14 protein-coding genes are annotated in these 17,585 nt (G+C 52.6%); 10 read left to right on the forward strand and 4 right to left on the reverse strand.

Going from position 1 to position 17,585, the window contains the following annotated elements:
* Positions 1-54: 54 nt before the first annotated feature.
* A complete protein-coding gene (locus IE074_RS09705; RefSeq protein WP_189385268.1) occupies positions 55-423 on the reverse strand; it encodes an outer membrane protein assembly factor BamE in 369 nt (122 codons plus the stop codon).
* Between the two features lie 358 nt (positions 424-781).
* On the opposite strand from IE074_RS09705, the gene argS reads away from it, so the two are divergent.
* From argS to IE074_RS09720, 3 genes are all read left to right on the forward strand, one after another.
* Complete coding sequence (argS, locus tag IE074_RS09710; RefSeq protein WP_189385269.1) at positions 782-2,464, forward strand: arginine--tRNA ligase; 1,683 nt, start codon at positions 782-784, stop codon at positions 2,462-2,464.
* Between the two features lies 1 nt (position 2,465).
* The gene (locus IE074_RS09715) at positions 2,466-3,254 is read left to right on the forward strand and encodes an SPOR domain-containing protein (RefSeq protein ID WP_189385270.1); all 789 of its coding nucleotides are present in this window, start codon (positions 2,466-2,468) and stop codon (positions 3,252-3,254) included.
* A gap of 181 nt (positions 3,255-3,435) precedes the next feature.
* Entirely contained in the window at positions 3,436-4,071 is a 636-nt protein-coding gene (locus IE074_RS09720; protein ID WP_229793974.1) for a thiol:disulfide interchange protein DsbA/DsbL, read from the forward strand.
* 103 nt (positions 4,072-4,174) lie between these two features.
* On the opposite strand, the gene metC is transcribed toward IE074_RS09720, so the two are convergent.
* Complete coding sequence (gene metC / locus IE074_RS09725; protein ID WP_189385271.1) at positions 4,175-5,371, reverse strand: cystathionine beta-lyase; 1,197 nt, start codon at positions 5,369-5,371, stop codon at positions 4,175-4,177.
* A gap of 95 nt (positions 5,372-5,466) precedes the next feature.
* Between metC and IE074_RS09730 the strand changes: the two genes are divergently transcribed.
* Entirely contained in the window at positions 5,467-6,105 is a 639-nt protein-coding gene (locus IE074_RS09730; protein ID WP_189385272.1) for a LysE family translocator, read from the forward strand.
* Here IE074_RS09730 and IE074_RS09735 read toward each other — a convergent pair.
* Positions 6,098-7,159, reverse strand: a complete 1,062-nt coding sequence (locus IE074_RS09735) for an MBL fold metallo-hydrolase (RefSeq protein WP_189385273.1) — start codon at positions 7,157-7,159, stop codon at positions 6,098-6,100. The genes IE074_RS09730 and IE074_RS09735 overlap by 8 nt on opposite strands.
* A gap of 80 nt (positions 7,160-7,239) precedes the next feature.
* Between IE074_RS09735 and IE074_RS09740 the strand changes: the two genes are divergently transcribed.
* The 6 genes from IE074_RS09740 (at position 7,240) to IE074_RS09765 (ending at position 15,716) form a co-directional block, all read left to right on the forward strand.
* Positions 7,240-7,632 (forward strand): MerR family transcriptional regulator, encoded by a 393-nt coding sequence (locus tag IE074_RS09740; protein WP_189385274.1) that lies wholly within the window; start codon positions 7,240-7,242, stop codon positions 7,630-7,632.
* An 84-nt stretch (positions 7,633-7,716) separates the two neighbouring features.
* Positions 7,717-8,895, forward strand: a complete 1,179-nt coding sequence (locus IE074_RS09745) for an isovaleryl-CoA dehydrogenase (protein WP_189385275.1) — start codon at positions 7,717-7,719, stop codon at positions 8,893-8,895.
* Between the two features lie 38 nt (positions 8,896-8,933).
* Positions 8,934-10,781, forward strand: coding sequence for a bifunctional isocitrate dehydrogenase kinase/phosphatase (gene aceK, locus IE074_RS09750; RefSeq protein WP_189385310.1), 1,848 nt, complete (start codon positions 8,934-8,936; stop codon positions 10,779-10,781).
* Positions 10,781-11,962, forward strand: coding sequence for an acetyl-CoA C-acyltransferase (locus IE074_RS09755; protein WP_189385276.1), 1,182 nt, complete (start codon positions 10,781-10,783; stop codon positions 11,960-11,962). Before aceK ends, IE074_RS09755 begins: the two co-directional genes overlap by 1 nt.
* A 116-nt stretch (positions 11,963-12,078) precedes the next feature.
* A complete protein-coding gene (locus IE074_RS09760; RefSeq protein ID WP_189385277.1) occupies positions 12,079-13,686 on the forward strand; it encodes a carboxyl transferase domain-containing protein in 1,608 nt (535 codons plus the stop codon).
* A 14-nt stretch (positions 13,687-13,700) separates the two neighbouring features.
* Positions 13,701-15,716: an acetyl/propionyl/methylcrotonyl-CoA carboxylase subunit alpha gene (locus tag IE074_RS09765; protein WP_189385278.1), complete on the forward strand. Its 2,016-nt coding sequence runs from the start codon at positions 13,701-13,703 to the stop codon at positions 15,714-15,716.
* A 364-nt stretch (positions 15,717-16,080) separates the two neighbouring features.
* Here IE074_RS09765 and IE074_RS09770 read toward each other — a convergent pair whose 3' ends face one another.
* Complete coding sequence (locus IE074_RS09770) at positions 16,081-17,544, reverse strand: AlbA family DNA-binding domain-containing protein (protein ID WP_189385279.1); 1,464 nt, start codon at positions 17,542-17,544, stop codon at positions 16,081-16,083.
* Positions 17,545-17,585: the final 41 nt, after the last annotated feature.

Below are 17,585 nucleotides of genomic sequence, written 5' to 3' on the forward strand. Positions count from 1 at the left end.
CTCAACACAAAAGGGGGTTTACAAACTGGCCAAAACCAACTCCTTCAAATGTTACTATTGTGTAACACTAAAGTCGTGCACGCGATTATTGGTAAAGTGGATATTCAGTTGACGCCTGGTAGACATTGCATTGCCAGCAGTACCCAGCCCCAAAGAACTCATGGCGGTACTGAACAGAGCATTATCATCGGACTCATTATAGGCCCAATAATTAGGCCCTTTCGCACCATCATCGCGATAGGAAGGTTGGCCAAACAGGCTGAGGATCTCATCAGACGTTGTAACACCAGGCTTAATCTGGGTACGCAGATAAGTCATGTCATATTTGTTGGCGCCAGAAGTGCCACCTTGCATGGTTTTGCAAGCAGTCAGTGGTAAAGCCAGCATCAAAGCCAGGCATGTTGTGCGCAATAAGGTTTTCATTGTCTTTATTCTCTATTAGTAAATTGAAAGTAAACTCCATCACCCATTCGGGCTGAAAAAGTATAATGGAAAAAGTTCAGTAAATCCATCTTGCCAGCTAGGGTATTTACGCATGCGTTTTCTCGGGTTTCCGCAATACCGAAAGGCCTGCGGCCTGGGTACAAAACACTTGTCATATCCACACCCGCCTTTAGCGCCAAAGGAGACAAGGTAGCAACGATCTGGCCGTTAAAAACAGTCAATATGCTATGATTATGTCAATTTTCAAGATTTATTAAACAGGCTGGCAGGCCGCTGCTGTTCATGGCAATCATCGTGTCGCCGGCTTTTTTACCACTTTTTTATACAGTCAACTCCTATGCTCCCAGAGCTACAACAAAAAATCCAGGCCGCGCTGGCCACCGCTGTTGAAGGCATTCTGCCCGGCAGCAACCCGGTTATCAAACTGGAACGCCCCAAACAACCCGAACATGGCGATATCGCCACCAATGTTGCGATGCAACTGGCCAAGCCCAACAAACGCAATCCGCGTGAACTGGCACAGGAAATCGTTAATGCCCTGTTAGGTAATGAAAACACCCAATCTTTTCTGGCTGCCGCTGAAATTGCCGGACCGGGTTTTATCAACTTGCGTCTTACCCAATCCACCCATCAGGCCGTGGCCAATGTCATTGCGGAACAGGGGAGTACTTATGGCAACGCCGCCAGTAATGGGGAAAGCGTTATTGTTGAATTTGTTTCCGCCAATCCCACCGGCCCGCTGCACGTCGGGCATGCCCGCCAGGCCGCGCTGGGTGACTGCATTTGCCGCCTGTATTCAGCCAGTGGCTATAAAGTACACCGCGAGTTCTACTACAACGATGCCGGCAATCAAATCAACAATCTGACCATCAGTGTACAGGCCCACGCCAAAGGCATTACCCCAGATTCAAAAGAATACCCTGCCGATGGCTACCGTGGCGACTATATTGCCGATATTGCGCGCGATTTCCTGGCTAAAAAATCAGTTGAAGCCGATGGCAAAACCGTTACAGCTTCCGGCGATATCAACAACATGGACGATATCCGCCATTTTGCCGTGGCCTACCTGCGTCATGAACAGGATCTGGACTTGCAGGCATTCAACCTGCAGTTCGACAATTATTATCTGGAAAGCTCTTTGTACAGCGATGGCAAAGTGGCTGAAACGGTACAAAAACTGATTGAAAGCGGCCATACCTACGAGCATGAAAACGCGCTATGGCTGAAAACCACCGAACTGGGTACCGGCGATGACAAGGACCGCGTCATGCGCAAGTCCGATGGCGGCTATACTTACTTTGTGCCCGATGTGGCCTACCACGTGACCAAATGGCAGCGTGGCTTCAACCATGCCGTCAATATCCAGGGCAGCGATCACCATGGTACGGTTGCCCGCGTGCGGGCCGGCCTGCAGGCCCTGAATATGGGTATTCCCAAAGACTACCCCGCCTATATCCTGCATAAAATGGTCAAAGTCATGCGTGGCGGCCAGGAGGTCAAGATTTCCAAACGGGCCGGCAGCTATGTCACCATGCGTGACCTGATCGAATGGGTTGGGCAAGACGCCGTGCGCTTTTTCCTGATCCAGCGCCGTGCCGATACCGAGTTCGTTTTTGACATTGACCTGGCGCTGGCCAAGGGCGAAGAGAACCCGGTGTATTACGTACAATACGCACACGCCCGCATTTGCAAGATTTTACGTGACTCGGCCGATATGCTGGGTTATCTTAAGGAGGCGGATGTTTCCCTGCTAACGGCCCCCAGTGAAATCACCCTGCTGCGCCGCCTGGCAGAGCTGCCCAACGTCATTCAGTTGGCCGCAAAAGAGCTTGCGCCCCACCACATTGCCTTCTGGCTTCTGGACTGTGCCGCCGACTTCCATTCATGGTACAACGCCGAACGCATTATGGTTGAAGACCAGCCCCTTAAACTGGCTCGTTTGCGCCTGGCCGACAGCACCCGTCAGGTTATTGCAAACGCCCTTAACCTGCTTGGAGTTAGCGCTCCAGAAAAAATGTAACATGGCCAAAAGACGTACCACCCGATCAGCACCCCCAAGGTCCAGAAGCATTGGCAACAGCAGCAGTTCGTTCTCGTCAATCCTGACCGGGCTAATTATTGGCCTTACCATTGCCGCAATTGCCGCCTTCATGCTTACCCGCACACCGGCACCACTCAAGGACAATTCGGGCAATACGTCTTCATCGGGCATCAAAATGCCGGGCACATCCTCAACGGTGGGTAGCATGTCGCCTGGCAACCAGCCTTTAATAGACCCTAACGCCTGGCTCAGCAATGATGGCCGCATCACCAGCCAGCAAAACGCCCCCACAGGCACTGGCAACCTGCCCCCCCTTCGCCCGTTAACCCAGGCAGAGCCTGTAAAAACACCACCATCGGGCGTGTCACAAGACCAGATTGGCTCATTAATCAATCAGTTACCGGCAGGCAGCGCACCCGTCAAGGCAAATACCGAAACCAAAACGGCAACACTTGCCAGCCAAGCCCCTGCCACCGAACAAAAACCTGTCCTGACCTCCAAAGGCAAAGACATTCCGCTGAATACCGCCCAACCCGCCGCTACCGGCAGCCGGTATCTTCAGGTAGGAGCTTTTCGCAATGCCAAAGAGGCCGACTCTATCAGGGCCCGCATGATCCTGATGGGCTACAACGCGGAAATTACCAAAATCACCGTTAACAATGTGGAAATAAACCGGGTGCGGATTGGCCCATTCAAAAACGATGATGAACTGAACCGCTCGCGCACCGAATTAAGCAAAGCGAAAATCAGCTCAACCATTGTTCGCTAAATGATGCGCCAATTATCTGTTGCATCGCGTTTCCATTCATACACAAGCTGAACTTTTTGTTTTATAACCAGTCTTAAACAAGGTTTTTACTGTATTTTCCGCTACACCCAACTTATTGACCTTCATTAAGGACAACAAGTACAACAAGCCCCTGATCAATACTTTTTAATGCGAATAAACAATGATGCTTAAAACAATTTTCAAACACACGTTTTCCGCCCTGGCCATTATGGGTGCCGCCGCTTTTGTTCCTGCCATGGCCCAATCCGGCATTAAATACATCACGCTTGAAACCCCCCAGCCTTCAGACACCCCCGATAAAATCGAAGTGCTTGAATTCTTTTCATACAGCTGCTCGCACTGCGCTGAAATGGAACCCATGTTCCAGGACTGGAAAAAGAAGCTGCCAGACAACGTGGCTTTCATTCCCGTGCCGGTCGCTTTCAACGCTTCCATGCAACCCATGCAACACCTGTATTACTCATTGGTTGCGCTAGACAAAGCAGACCTTCACCCCAAAGTATTTAATGCCATCCACAAAGAAGGCAAAAAACTGTTCAACCGCGATGCCATCATTAATTGGGCGGCAGAACAGGGCATCAATAAAGACGAGTTTATTGCCGCTTACGATTCTTTTGGTGTAGGCGCCAAAGCCAAGCGCGCAACCGAGCTGTCAGATCTGTATCAGGTACAGGCTACCCCTTCAATTGCTGTTGGCGGCAAATACCTGACTTCACCAGGCATGACCGGCACCTACGCATCCAGCCTGCTGGAAGCCCAGGCGCTGCTAGACCAGGTACTGGCCGGCAACCAATAATCCCCGATCAATAGGTGCCATGACCCGGAAAAACCGGGCATGGCATTACCCTTGACAGCTTGCAAACAGCGCCCCGTTTTTCTGGAGTGCTGTTTGCAGTACGTCAAACAGCCCGGGCTTTTTGCAAGGCCTGATCCAGGTCGTCAACCAGGTCTATCACGCTTTCCAGCCCAATATGCAGGCGGATGATCTGGTTATCTTCCCGACTCCAGTACGCATGGTTTTCCAGTGTCGGGCGGTCCACCCACTGGATCAGGCTTTCAAAGCCTCCCCACGAATAACCAATGCTGAACAGTTCCAGCGCATTCACGAAAGTGCGAATCTGGCGATCGGAAAGCGCCAGTTCAATTGACAGCATACCGTTGGAGCCCGTGCAATCACGCTTCCATAAAGCGTGGCCGGCATCTTTTTCAAAAGCTGGATGAAAAATGCGGCGGGTTTCTGGCAGGTCATCAAAGTAACGGCATACCTGCAAGGCACTGCGCGCATGTTGATCCATACGAACAGGCAAGGTGCGCACACCCCGAATCGCCAGCCAGGCATCATCGGCACTGACTGAATACCCCATGGCATATTGATTCAGGTCTATCCGCTCGATAAGTGCCTTGTCTTTGGCCACCACCGCACCCAGCATTAAATCTGAATGTCCGCCCACATACTTGGTACCGGCAATCACGCTAACATCGGCCCCCAGTTCCAGCGGTTGACACGCATAGCCCGAACCCCAGGTATTGTCCACCACCAGAATAAGCCCATGCTGTTTAGCGAATGCCGCCAGGGCAGGAATGTCCAGCATTTCAAACAGCAATGAACCGGGTGACTCCACGTACAAAACCCTGGTATTGGCCTTGAGCTGCGCCTGCAGGGCATTTGTGGATTGCGCCGGCACATAGGTAAATTCAATATTCATGCGGCTTAATACCGTATTGGCCAGGTGACGCACCGGCCCGTACACGCAATCGGCCACCAGCATATGGTCGCCCGCACTTAACAGGGACAGCAGCGACATGGTAATGGCCCCCAGGCCGGACGATGCCAGGAAACAGCGCTTACCCCCTTCCAGCTGGCAAAAAATGTCTTCCAGGGCGGCATGCGTTTCCATGCCCATACGGCCATAGGTAACCAGCCGCTCGCCCTTGCTTTTACGGCGGTAAGTGGCCTCAAGGTCTTCGATGGTATTGAAACGAACCGTGCTGGTTCTGATGGAAGGCAGGCCCACCGGCGCAACCGGGGTGGTTTCATTACAGGGAGCGGTGCCAAGATGCTGTAATTGGGTAAGCAGGGAAAGTTTTGTGTCCATGGAGATATTCTTTATTTTGGGTGAAATATTACCCCCCATTATAGGGGTTGGCCCGTTAAAATACCCTTTTAGTTTAACTGGCCCTACCCGATTTTATGACGCCTGAAACCCTCTTTGTATACGTTGGCTTGTGTGTCCTGTTGGCTATCTCTCCTGGACCCGACAATATTTTTGTCCTGCTGCAAAGCGCCCTGCACGGTTACCGCACCGGATTCCTGATTGTATTGGGCTTGTGTACCGGCCTGCTGTTTCATACTTTTCTTGTTACGGTAGGCGTGGCCGGGCTGATTGCCGCCTCTGCAACCGCTTTCACCGTCCTGAAACTGCTGGGTGCCGCGTATTTACTGTATTTGGCGTGGGGTGCCTTCAATGCGGGGCCGGTAGGGGCCGTGTCTTCCCGGGAAGACACCACTGCCGCACCTGCCCCAAGCGGCCGCCAGTTCTACCGGCGCGGCATTTTAATGAATATCAGCAACCCCAAGGTCAGCCTGTTCTTCCTGGCTTTCCTGCCCCAGTTCACCAATCCGGCCAGTGGTTCGATCAAACTGCAGTTCATCTGGCTCAGTGCAATTTTTATCTTGTCCACATTGCTGGTATTCTGCAGCATTGTTGTATTTTCAGGCTATTTTGGCCAGCTCCTGAAAAGATCGGCCCGGGCGCAGGTCATGTTGAACCGTTTCACCGCGCTGGTCTTTGCAGGGCTGGCTGTCAGGCTGGCATTCAGCGTTAAATAACGGCAAACCGCACAATACCATCACTACCGGTTTCGCGCTTTAGCTTGCCCTCAAAATGCAAGGCATGCAAATGAGCCAGCGCCTCGCCCATGGCAAACGTTAGCTGGTGCAAATCCAGCTCGCGCCTGAACATATGCGGCACCACATCCTTGGCACTCATGGGCTGCCGGCATAATGCCAGCACTTCGGCCAGACGCTCGGCATGATGCTCGTGCTGCTGGCGAATCCGCTCATGCAAACCCTTGAACGGGCGACCATGCGAAGGCAACACCAGGGTATCTTCATCCAGCGCAAGGTATTTATCCAACGACTTCAAATACAAAGGCAGGGGGTTGCCATCGGGTTCGTGATCAAACACGCTCACATTGGTTGAAATCCGTGGCAACACCATATCGCCTGAAATCAATACCTTCAGTGCAGGGCTGTACAAAGCCATATGCTCGGGCGCATGCCCGTAGCCTGAAATAAGCTGCCAATCGTTGTTGCCAATACGCAGGGTGTCGCCATCCATCAGGCGGCAAAAACGATTGGGGGGTGTACAAACCAGGCCTGGATAATAGGTGGCCCGGGCACGGATTTTTTCCTGGGAATCCGGGTCTGTAAGGCCATGACGTGAAAAATGCCGAACGGCGACATCACCCCCCGTGCCCGCCCCGCCCACCGGTTGCGACGACCACATGCGTGAAACGTAATAATCGGTCATGCTCATATACAGGGGCACATCGTGCTTCTCACACAACCAGCCCGCCAGGCCAACGTGGTCAGGGTGCATGTGGGTCACCACCACCCGCAGCACAGGCAGGCCATCCAGTTCATTCCTGAACACCTCTTCCCATAAAGCCTTGACCGGATCTTTGGCAATCCCGCAATCAACAATGGTCCATCCCTTTTGCCCATTGATTTCATCGGCCAGTAACCACAAATTGATATGGTCCAGCGCAAACGGCAAAGGCATGCGTATCCATTTGACTCCAGGTGCCACCTCAAGTGCAAAACCCGGCTCTGGCTGTGTGTCACCCAAGGGGTAAACCAGCTTTGCTTCGTTCACATTCATTATTTCTCCTTATTGACTTTTATATTTAATTCATGGATGATACTTTACGTTTACGTAAACTGTAATTATTAGAATTAATTATGACACAAAGAACATGGTCCATCTCGGAATTGGCGCAGGAATTCAATATAACCCCGCGCACTTTACGGTTTTATGAAGACCACGGCATTATCAACCCCAGGCGCGAAGGCCAAAAACGCATCTATACGCAAAAAGACAAAACCCGCCTGAAGCTGGCCCTGCGCGGCAAGAGACTGGGGTTCCAACTGGCCGACATCAGCAGCCTGATTGACATGTACGACGGCCCGGGCAGTACAGCTCCCCAGCTCAAACAATACATTGCCATGCTTAACCGGCACAAAGAGCAGCTTGAAAGCCAGAAACGCGATCTTGAGGCCATTTTGCAGGAAATCCACAACCAGGAGGAGCACTGCATTGGGTTGCTAAAAAAACACGAGCAGAGCCAATGTTAACGTTAACGTAAACGGAATATCTTATTTCTGTTATATTTCATATATATAATCCAAAGAAAAAAACCTTCACAGGAGACAAACATCATGAATTTACCCGGACTGAATTTCGACTTGGGCGAAGACCTGGACATGCTGCGCGATGCCGTGTGCACCTTTGCCCAGGCTGAAATTGCACCCCGTGCCCAAGAGGTTGACCACAGTGACCAGTTTCCCATGGACCTGTGGAAAAAATTCGGTGACCTGGGCCTGCTGGGCTTAACGGTTGGCGAAGAATACGGCGGCACAAATCTGGGCTACCTGGCGCATATGATTGCCATGGAAGAGCTGTCCCGTGCCAGCGCCGCCATTGCCCTTTCCTATGGGGCCCATTCAAACCTGTGTGTCAACCAGCTTAACCGCAACGGCACCGAAGCCCAAAAACAAAAATACCTGCCCAAACTCATTAGCGGCGACCATATTGGCGCCCTGGCCATGAGCGAGCCGGGAGCCGGTTCCGACGTGGTCAGCATGAAACTGCGTGCCGAGAAAAAAGGTGACAAATACATCCTGAACGGCAGCAAGATGTGGATTACCAACGGCCCCGATGCCGACACCCTGGTGGTATATGCCAAAACAGATCCCGAAGCCCACCAGCGTGGCATTACCGCCTTCATTATTGAAAAGGGCTTCAAGGGTTTTTCAGTGGCGCAAAAACTGGACAAAATGGGCATGCGGGGCAGCCATACCGGTGAGCTGGTGTTTGACAACTGCGAAGTGCCCGAAGAAAACATCCTGGGTGAACTGAACGGTGGCGTCAAGGTGCTCATGAGCGGACTGGACTACGAACGTGCCGTGCTGGCCGGTGGGCCGCTAGGCATCATGCAGGGCGTCATGGACGTGGTGGTGCCTTACATTCATGACCGCAAACAGTTTGGCCAGTCTATTGGCGAATTCCAGCTTATCCAGGGTAAAGTGGCCGATATGTACACCACCCTGCAGGCCAGCCGCGCCTTTTGCTATACCGTTGGCAAAAACCTGGACCGCCTGGGTAGCAGCCATGTGCGCGAAGTGCGCAAAGATTGTGCTGCCGTTATTTTGTACTGTGCTGAAAAAGCCACCTGGATGGCCGGTGAAGGAATTCAAATCCTGGGCGGTAACGGTTACATTAACGAATACCCCACAGGCCGCATGTGGCGGGATGCCAAACTGTACGAAATTGGTGCCGGCACCAGTGAAATCCGTCGTATGTTAATTGGCCGGGAACTGTTCAATGAAACAAAATAAGGCAATAATAGGATTCTAATTACTTGTCACACAATGTCATGACTTATAACGCCGATCATCAACTCGTACAGCAACTGGACAAAACCCTTCCCCCACCGGTGGAAGTGGCGCAAAAAATCCTGGCAGGGTTTGATCGGCATTATTCCCTGTTCCGCTATGTGGCCCAGCGTGCCAAGTCCCTGTTTGAATCGCACGACTGGCACGGCATACAGCGGGTGTCCAAAGAGAGGATCGAATACTACGACATCAGGGTGCGCGAATGCACCTATCAGGTCAACAACATGCTCAACAAGACCCAGGGCATGCCGCAAGAAAAACACGGCGACCTGACCCCGCAGCAAATCAACTATTGGCAGACGATCAAGCAGGAATATGTTCGCCTGCTTGCCAACCACCAGCAGCCCGAATGCGCTGAAACCTTCTTCAACTCGGTCACCTGCCGCATCCTGCACCGCGACTATTTTCACAATGCCTTCCTGTTTGTGCGCCCGGCCATTGCCACCGAATACCTGGATTCAGAACACCAGTCTTACCGTGTTTACTACCCGCATATCCATGGCATTGAAAAGTGCATCATCAAAATGGTGGCTGACTACGGTCTGGCCGCGCCCTTCAAGAATCTGCCCTACGATGCCCGCAAAGTGGCCCGCAGGGCGGTTGGCATCCTGCGCCAGAAATTAATCAAAAGCGGTGGCAAGCGTATTGCCCCCGACTGCCAGATCCATGTCCTGAATACCCTGTTCTTTCGCAACAAGGGTGCCTATATTGTGGGACGTTTCATCAACAACAATATTGTTTACCCGTTTGGCATTCCGCTGTTGCACACGCCTGCCAACGAAATAGAACTGGATGCCTTCCTGAGCACCACCGATGACATCAGTACCCTGTTCAGCTTTACCCGCGCCTACTTTCTGGTCGACATGGAAGTACCCTCGGCGTATGTGGCCTTTTTGTCATCGCTACTGCCCAGCAAGCCCAAGGCAGAGCTTTACACCGCCATCGGCCTGCAAAAACAGGGTAAAACCCTGTTTTACCGCGATTTCCTGTATCACCTGAAAAACTCGCACGACCAATTCGACATCGCTCCCGGTATCAAGGGAATGGTCATGACCGTTTTCACGCTCCCCTCTTACCCTTATGTTTTCAAGCTCATACGCGACCGCATCAACAAAGACGGCATGACCCATGACATCGTGATGAAAAAATATCACATGGTTAAAATGCACGACCGGGTTGGCCGCATGGCTGATACCTGGGAGTACTCGCTGGTGGCCCTGCCACGAAATCGCTGTTCGCCCGCACTGCTCGAAGAGTTGCGCAGCCAGGTCCCCAAGCTGATTGAAGAAACCAAAGACAGCATCGTGATTCGCCACGTTTACATTGAGCGTCGCATGACCCCGCTGAACATCTTCCTGAGCCAGGCCAATGATGAAGCCCTGGACAACGCCATCAAGGGCTACGGCGACGCCATTGCCGAACTGGCGGCGGCCAATATTTTTGCCGGTGACATGCTGTTCAAGAACTTTGGTGTTACCCGCCTGGGCCGGATCGTCTTCTATGACTACGATGAAATCCAGCCCATGCGGGAAATGAACTTCCGCGCCATCCCGCAAGCCCCCAACGAAGAGGCCGAGATGTCGGGTGAGCCCTGGTATCCGATACATCCCAATGATGTCTTTCCCGAAGAATTTGAGCGTTTCCTGCTAGGCAATCCGCGCGTGCGCGCAGCCTTCATGAAACACCATCCGTATTTACTCGATTATAAATGGTGGCAAACACGCAAAGACCGTGTCGCCGCCGGCAAGATCGAGGATATTTTCCCTTATCCGTTCTCGCGTCGCCTGCATGTCAGGCAACCTGAACTTACCAACCAAAAGGAATTGTAATGTCTGATCCTATCGTAATCGTTTCCGTCGCCCGTACCCCCATGGGCAGCATGATGGGTAGCCTGTCACCATTGGCTGCCAACCAGCTAGGCTCCGCAGCGATCAAAAGCGCCGTAGAACGCGCGGGCATCAAGCCAGAAGCCGTTCAGGAAGTCATTATGGGTAACGTATTGCAGGCTGGCCAGGGCCAGGCGCCCGCCCGCCAGGCCGCCCTGGGCGCCGGCCTGCCAAAAAGCGTTTCATGCACCACCGTTCACAAAGTATGCGGATCAGGCATGAAAGCCGCCATGTTTGCCCACGACATGCTGGCAGCCGGTTCTATTGACGTTGCAGTTGCCGGTGGTCAGGAAAGCATGAGCAATGCCCCTTACCTGCTGCTTAAAGGCCGTGAAGGCTACCGCTATGGTCACTCTACCGTTTATGACCACATGGCCCTGGACGGCCTGGAAGATGCCTACCAGCGCGGTACCGCTATGGGTGTATTTGCCGAGCTATGTGCCGATAAATACAGCTTCAGCCGTGAAGAACAGGATGCCTTTTCTATTGAATCCCTGCGTCGTGCCAACCAGGCAATTGAAGACGGCAGCTTCGAATGGGAAATCACACCGGTCACTATCGAAAGCCGTCGCGGCAACACCGTTGTTAGCATTGACGAAGCCCCCGGCAAAGCCAAACCCGAAAAAATCCCTACCCTTAAACCTGCCTTCAAGAAAGATGGTAGCGTTACCGCCGCCAACTCTTCTTCCATTTCTGACGGCGCCGCCGCCATGGTGATGATGCGCAGCTCAACCGCTGAAGAAATGGGTGTCAAGCCATTGGCTAAAATTGCTGGCCAGGCCCAGTTCTCTCATGAGCCCGAATGGTTTACCACCGCCCCCGTTGGCGCCATTGAAAAGCTCCTGAAACAAGTGGGCTGGACTACCGATGAAGTAGACCTGTATGAAATTAACGAAGCCTTTGCCGTTGTTACCATGGCTGCCATGAAAGACCTCAACCTGGATCACGCCAAGGTCAACATTCACGGTGGCGCAACCGCCCTGGGTCACCCCATTGGCGCATCAGGTGCCCGTATTATTACCACCCTGATTGGCGCACTGCGTAAAACCGGTGGCAAACGCGGTATTGCCACCCTGTGCATTGGCGGTGGTGAGGCCGTTGCCGTTGCCATTGAACTGATTTAAGCATTAACAAAAAACAAAAGCCTTAATAAAAAAGCAATTTGCATTTTGCAAAACCTCCATACCTTCCCTGCCAAAACAGGGAAGGTAACAAAGGCAGGGACAGGAGACATACCTACATGCCAGTTATCACATCAAAAATCAATACCCGTGCACAATCCTTCATTGACAATGCACAATTCATGCAGCAACAGGTTGATGACCTGAAACAACTGCTGGAAAACACGGCACTGGGCGGCAATGAAGCAGCACGTGCCAAACATGTCGCGCGTGGCAAACTGCTGCCTCGCGAACGGGTGGAGCGCCTGCTAGATCCCGGTACGCCTTTTCTGGAACTGTCGCCACTGGCCGGTCACAACCTGTACAACAACGAAGCCCCCGGCGGCGGCATTATTACGGGTGTCGGACGTGTCAATGGCATTGAATGCATGATTGTCTGCAACGATGCCACCGTGAAAGGCGGCACCTACTACCCCATCACGGTAAAAAAACACCTTCGGGCACAGGAAATTGCCCAGCAAAACCACCTGCCCTGCATTTATCTGGTTGACTCTGGCGGCGCCAACCTGCCCCGCCAAGATGACGTCTTCCCAGACCGCGATCACTTTGGTCGAATCTTCTACAACCAGGCTGTCATGTCATCTTTGGGCATTGCGCAAATTGCCGTGGTCATGGGTTCGTGCACCGCTGGCGGTGCCTATGTGCCCGCCATGAGCGATGAATCCATCATCGTCAAAAATCAGGGCACCATCTTTCTGGCCGGCCCGCCACTGGTCAAGGCCGCCACCGGTGAAGTGGTCAGCGCCGAAGACCTGGGCGGTGGCGATGTCCATACCCGTCTTTCGGGTGTGGCCGACCACTTGGCCAACAACGACATGCATGCCCTGCAACTGGCGCGCCAGGCCGTGGCACGCCTGAACCGCAAGAAACCGCAGCAGCTGCATATCATTCCCAGCCGTCCGCCCGTTTACGACCCGCAAGAGCTCAACGGCATTATTCCGGCCGATACCCGCAAGCCTTACGACGTGCGTGAAGTCATTGCCCGTATTACCGATGGCTCTGAATTTGACGAATTCAAGGCCCGCTTCGGCACCACACTGGTTACCGGCTTTGCCCATATCCATGGCATGCCGGTGGGCATCATTGCCAACAATGGCATCCTGTTTTCCGAAGCCGCCCAAAAAGGCACCCACTTTATTGAACTGTGCTGCCAGCGCAAAATCCCGCTGGTTTTCCTGCAGAACATTACCGGCTTCATGGTAGGCCGCAAATACGAAAACGAAGGCATTGCCCGCCATGGCGCCAAAATGGTTACCGCGGTTTCTACCGCCGCCGTACCCAAGGTAACCGTGATTATTGGCGGCTCATTCGGCGCCGGCAACTACGGCATGTGCGGCCGTGCCTTTGGCCCCCGTATGCTGTACATGTGGCCCAATGCGCGCATTTCGGTCATGGGTGGCGAACAGGCCGCCAGCGTGCTGTCTACCGTTAAACGTGATGGCATCGAAACCAAGGGTGGCAGCTGGTCTGCCGAAGAGGAAGAAGCCTTCAAGGCCCCCATTCGCGACCAATATGAAAAAGAAGGCCACCCTTACTACGCCACCGCCCGCCTGTGGGACGATGGCATCATCAAGCCCGAAGATACCCGTCGTGTCCTGGCACTTAGCCTTTCCGCCGCACTGAATGCACCGATTGAAGACACGCAGTTCGGCGTGTTCCGTATTTAACAGGAGCCCGTCACATGTTTAAAAAAATACTCATTGCCAACCGTGGTGAAATTGCCTGCCGCGTTGCCGCCACCGCCCATCGCATGGGCATCCAGACCGTTGCCGTTTATTCCGATGCCGATGCCAATGCCGCCCACGTGGCCGCCTGCGATGAATCGGTTTACATTGGCGGATCCGAGCCCCGTGACAGCTATCTGCGAGCCGATATCATCTTGCAGGCCGCACGGCAAACCGGTGCCCAGGCCATCCACCCCGGCTACGGTTTTTTATCTGAAAACGAAACCTTTGCCCAGGCCTGCGCCGATGCCGGCGTCGTCTTTATTGGTCCCCCCGCCAGCGCCATTGCCGCCATGGGCAGCAAATCCGCCGCCAAAGCCTTAATGGAAACGGCCGGTGTGCCACTGGTACCTGGCTACCATGGTGACAACCAGGACATGGAATTCCTGCACCTGCAGGCTGACCAGATTGGCTACCCGGTACTCATCAAAGCCAGTGCCGGCGGAGGTGGCAAGGGCATGCGGATTGTAAAGTCTTCGCAGGAATTCCCCGATGCCCTAAGCTCTTGCAAACGCGAAGCCATTAGCAGCTTTGGTGATGACAAGGTACTGGTTGAACGTTACCTGACCAAACCGCGTCATATTGAAATCCAGGTTTTTGCCGACAGCCATGGCAATACACTTCATCTATTCGAACGCGATTGCTCGGTGCAGCGCCGCCACCAGAAAGTCATTGAAGAAGCCCCGGCCCCCGGCATGACCGAAGAACGTCGCCGTGAAATGGGCGAAGCCGCCGTGGCCGCCGCCAAAGCCGTGGGCTACGTGGGGGCCGGCACCGTTGAATTCATTGCCGAACCCGATGGCCGTTTCTACTTCATGGAAATGAACACCCGCCTGCAGGTGGAGCACCCCGTGACTGAAATGATTACCGGCACCGACCTGGTGGAATGGCAACTGCGGGTAGCTGCCGGTGAACCCTTGCCCGCTGAACAAGACGAGCTGTTCATAGAAGGCCATGCCATTGAAGCCCGCATCTATGCAGAAAACCCGGAAAAAGGTTTCCTGCCTTCGATTGGTACCCTTAGCCACCTGAGCTTTCCCGAGCACGTCAAGTTTGAACTGGGCGAGGTGCGGGTAGATGGTGGCGTGCGTCAAGGCGATACCATTTCCCCCTTCTACGACCCCATGATTGCCAAGCTGATTGTATGGGCCGACAGCCGCGAACAGGCCATTGCCCGCCTGCAACAGGCACTGGCGCAAACCCAGGTGGTGGGGGTGAATACCAACGTGGCCTTCTTGGGCCGCCTGATGCAAAACAGTGCCTTTGCATCCGCCGACCTGGATACCGGTTTAATTGAAAAGCACAGCGAACAGCTGCTGCCCGCCCCCAAGCAGGCCAGTATATTTACCCTGGCCAGCCTGACCGCTGCCATCATGGCCCGACAAGGACAAACCGGCAGCACCACCAACCGCTATGCCAACAAAGCCGATCCCTGGTCAGCCACCGATGGCTGGCGTTTAAGTGGCCACTACACCCAGCATATCCGGGTCATTGACAACGATGAAGCCCGCCTTGTTACCCTGGAAAAAACCGCCCGTGGATGGCAATTACTGGATAACGACATTGGCTATGAGTTTGAATGGCAGGTGCAAATCACCCCCGACCAAACCTGCCACTGTCGTTTAAGCCTGAACGGCTCCAACCACCAGGCGACCGTTGTCATGCAAGGTGAACAGGCCCATGTTTTTGAAAATGGTGCCATTACCATCATTGGCAAGCCCGACGAGCTGCAGCACGCCGCCGACGATAGCGACGCTCACGGTGGCGGCCTGACCGCCCCCATGCCCGGCAAGATTATTTCCCTGCTGGTGCAGGCAGGTGATACCGTCACCAAAGGCCAGGCCCTGCTGGTGATGGAAGCCATGAAGATGGAACACACCATCACTGCTCCCGAAGACGGCAAAGTGGAAGAAGTGTTCTATAACGTGGGTGATCAAGTGACAGAAGGGGTGGCGTTGATTACGGTGGAGTAAGTGAAGATATTCCCCTCCCGTGGAGGGGTGGCGCATAGCGCCGGGGTGGTTTCCCGCATAGGAATGCATACTAACGCGGGAACGCGGAGTTTTGGCAACCACCCCGTCAGAAGAGATTGATTTGGACGGTGGGGTTTGCTTGGAACCACCCCGTCAGGCTTCGCCTGCCACCCCTCCACAGAGGGGAATTTTCCTGCTTCGTGGCAACGTCAGTGCTGCACATTCCCCTCCTGCGGAGGGGTGGCGCAAAGCGCCGGGGTGGTTCTGGGCAAACCAAAATTTCCCGTTGACGACTGGTTTTCGATTGAATCCCCAATAAGGTCGCATGTTTTTTCATCTAAAACTTTATACTTGCTTGAGACGCCTAATTGCTCGAAAGAATCAACTTGCCTTGTTCTGTTAAGCGATATTTTTGTAATCGACTCCTTGGTTTATCAGGAATAGTCATTTCCAGGATTCCTTGTTCCAATAACGGGACAATATGACGTTTATAATTCATGTAAGCATTGGATAAATCTGCCGCTGCCAATAATTCCTGCCTGCTTTTTGGTTCTTCAGAACAATATCCAAGCATAGCCTTGACTTGCTCACTGACTTGCTCACTGACTTGCTCACTGACTTGCTCACTGACTTGCTCACTGACTTGCTCACCAACCCATTTTTCAGAAAGTTTCTCACTGTTTGACTCGCTTAATCTGATACTAAATCTAATACCCGTTGCTATTTCAGTGATTTGTGGTTCGGGCAAACCTAATTCTTTTGCCTCTGCAAAAATACGTTTAACGCCACTTCCCCATTGCTCTACGAGCCCCAGCTCACGGAAAATGCGAACAATAACAGGATTACGAATTTTGGATGTACCGTTTTTCATGTCTTCAATGGTCATACCGGGCAAAAGTATGCCAGGACTTTCTATATCTATGCGATCATCAAAAAAAGCGATACGTATAGGGCTTCCACGATGTGAGTAATCACTATGCACCAACGCATTGATAATAGCTTCACGAAGCATGGTTAGTGGAATACTCCACATATCCTTACGGCGCATACCAGAAAACTTGGCACTTTTAAATGCATGTTTTTTCAAAAACATTTCAATGGAGTCCACTGCCAACGGCAAAAGATCATGGATTTCCATTTGATCAAAAATTTCCACCTTAGTGGTACCACGAAACCGTCCGCACTGTACCCAAGCATCGGGAAAATACATTTCCCGATCTTTACCAAATAAAAGGATAGCTCCCTGGGTTGGTACAAGCCGACCTTGTTCTTTGCACAACAACTTTAAAGTCAGTAATGATTTCTCATCTAAAGTCCGCTTGTTGCCAAACAGTTTTTCAGCAGTCTCCAAATCAAGATCTTGTATCGAAAGCTGAGGCATAGGTATTTCGTCAAATGATATTCCCAATACACCACGCTGCAACTCGGCAATCAAGGCAGGGTCTGCCTGCCGGTTAGTAGAGCCCAGCCTGACATAAACACCTTGTTCTGGCCCCTGTTTCTTAAAATAATGTGGACGAGAACTACTGGGAAAAACTTCCACAATAAGCAAGGTTTTATTATTCAGGCTAGTTAATTCTACATTGGGAACCAGACGCGGAGCGATATTGTCAGCAATTAAGTTGCAAATACGTTCTTCTTCCGCAAGGGGATCAGTAACACCTATAATCTTGTGCTCATCATTGACACCTATAATTAAACGCCCCCCAGCAGAATTGGCGAAAGCAATCAAGGATTTCAACAAAGGCTGAGGTGATGAAAGGTCACGTTTAAACTCCAGAATTTTACTTTCTGGCTGTTGTAAAAGGGACAGGATGGAAGAAGTCATGAAATGGGCTTTTTCAAATTGACCTTAAAATAATCAACCCA

Origin of the sequence: Advenella faeciporci (assembly GCF_014652395.1) — a bacterium.
Taxonomy (GTDB): domain Bacteria; phylum Pseudomonadota; class Gammaproteobacteria; order Burkholderiales; family Burkholderiaceae_B; genus Advenella; species Advenella faeciporci.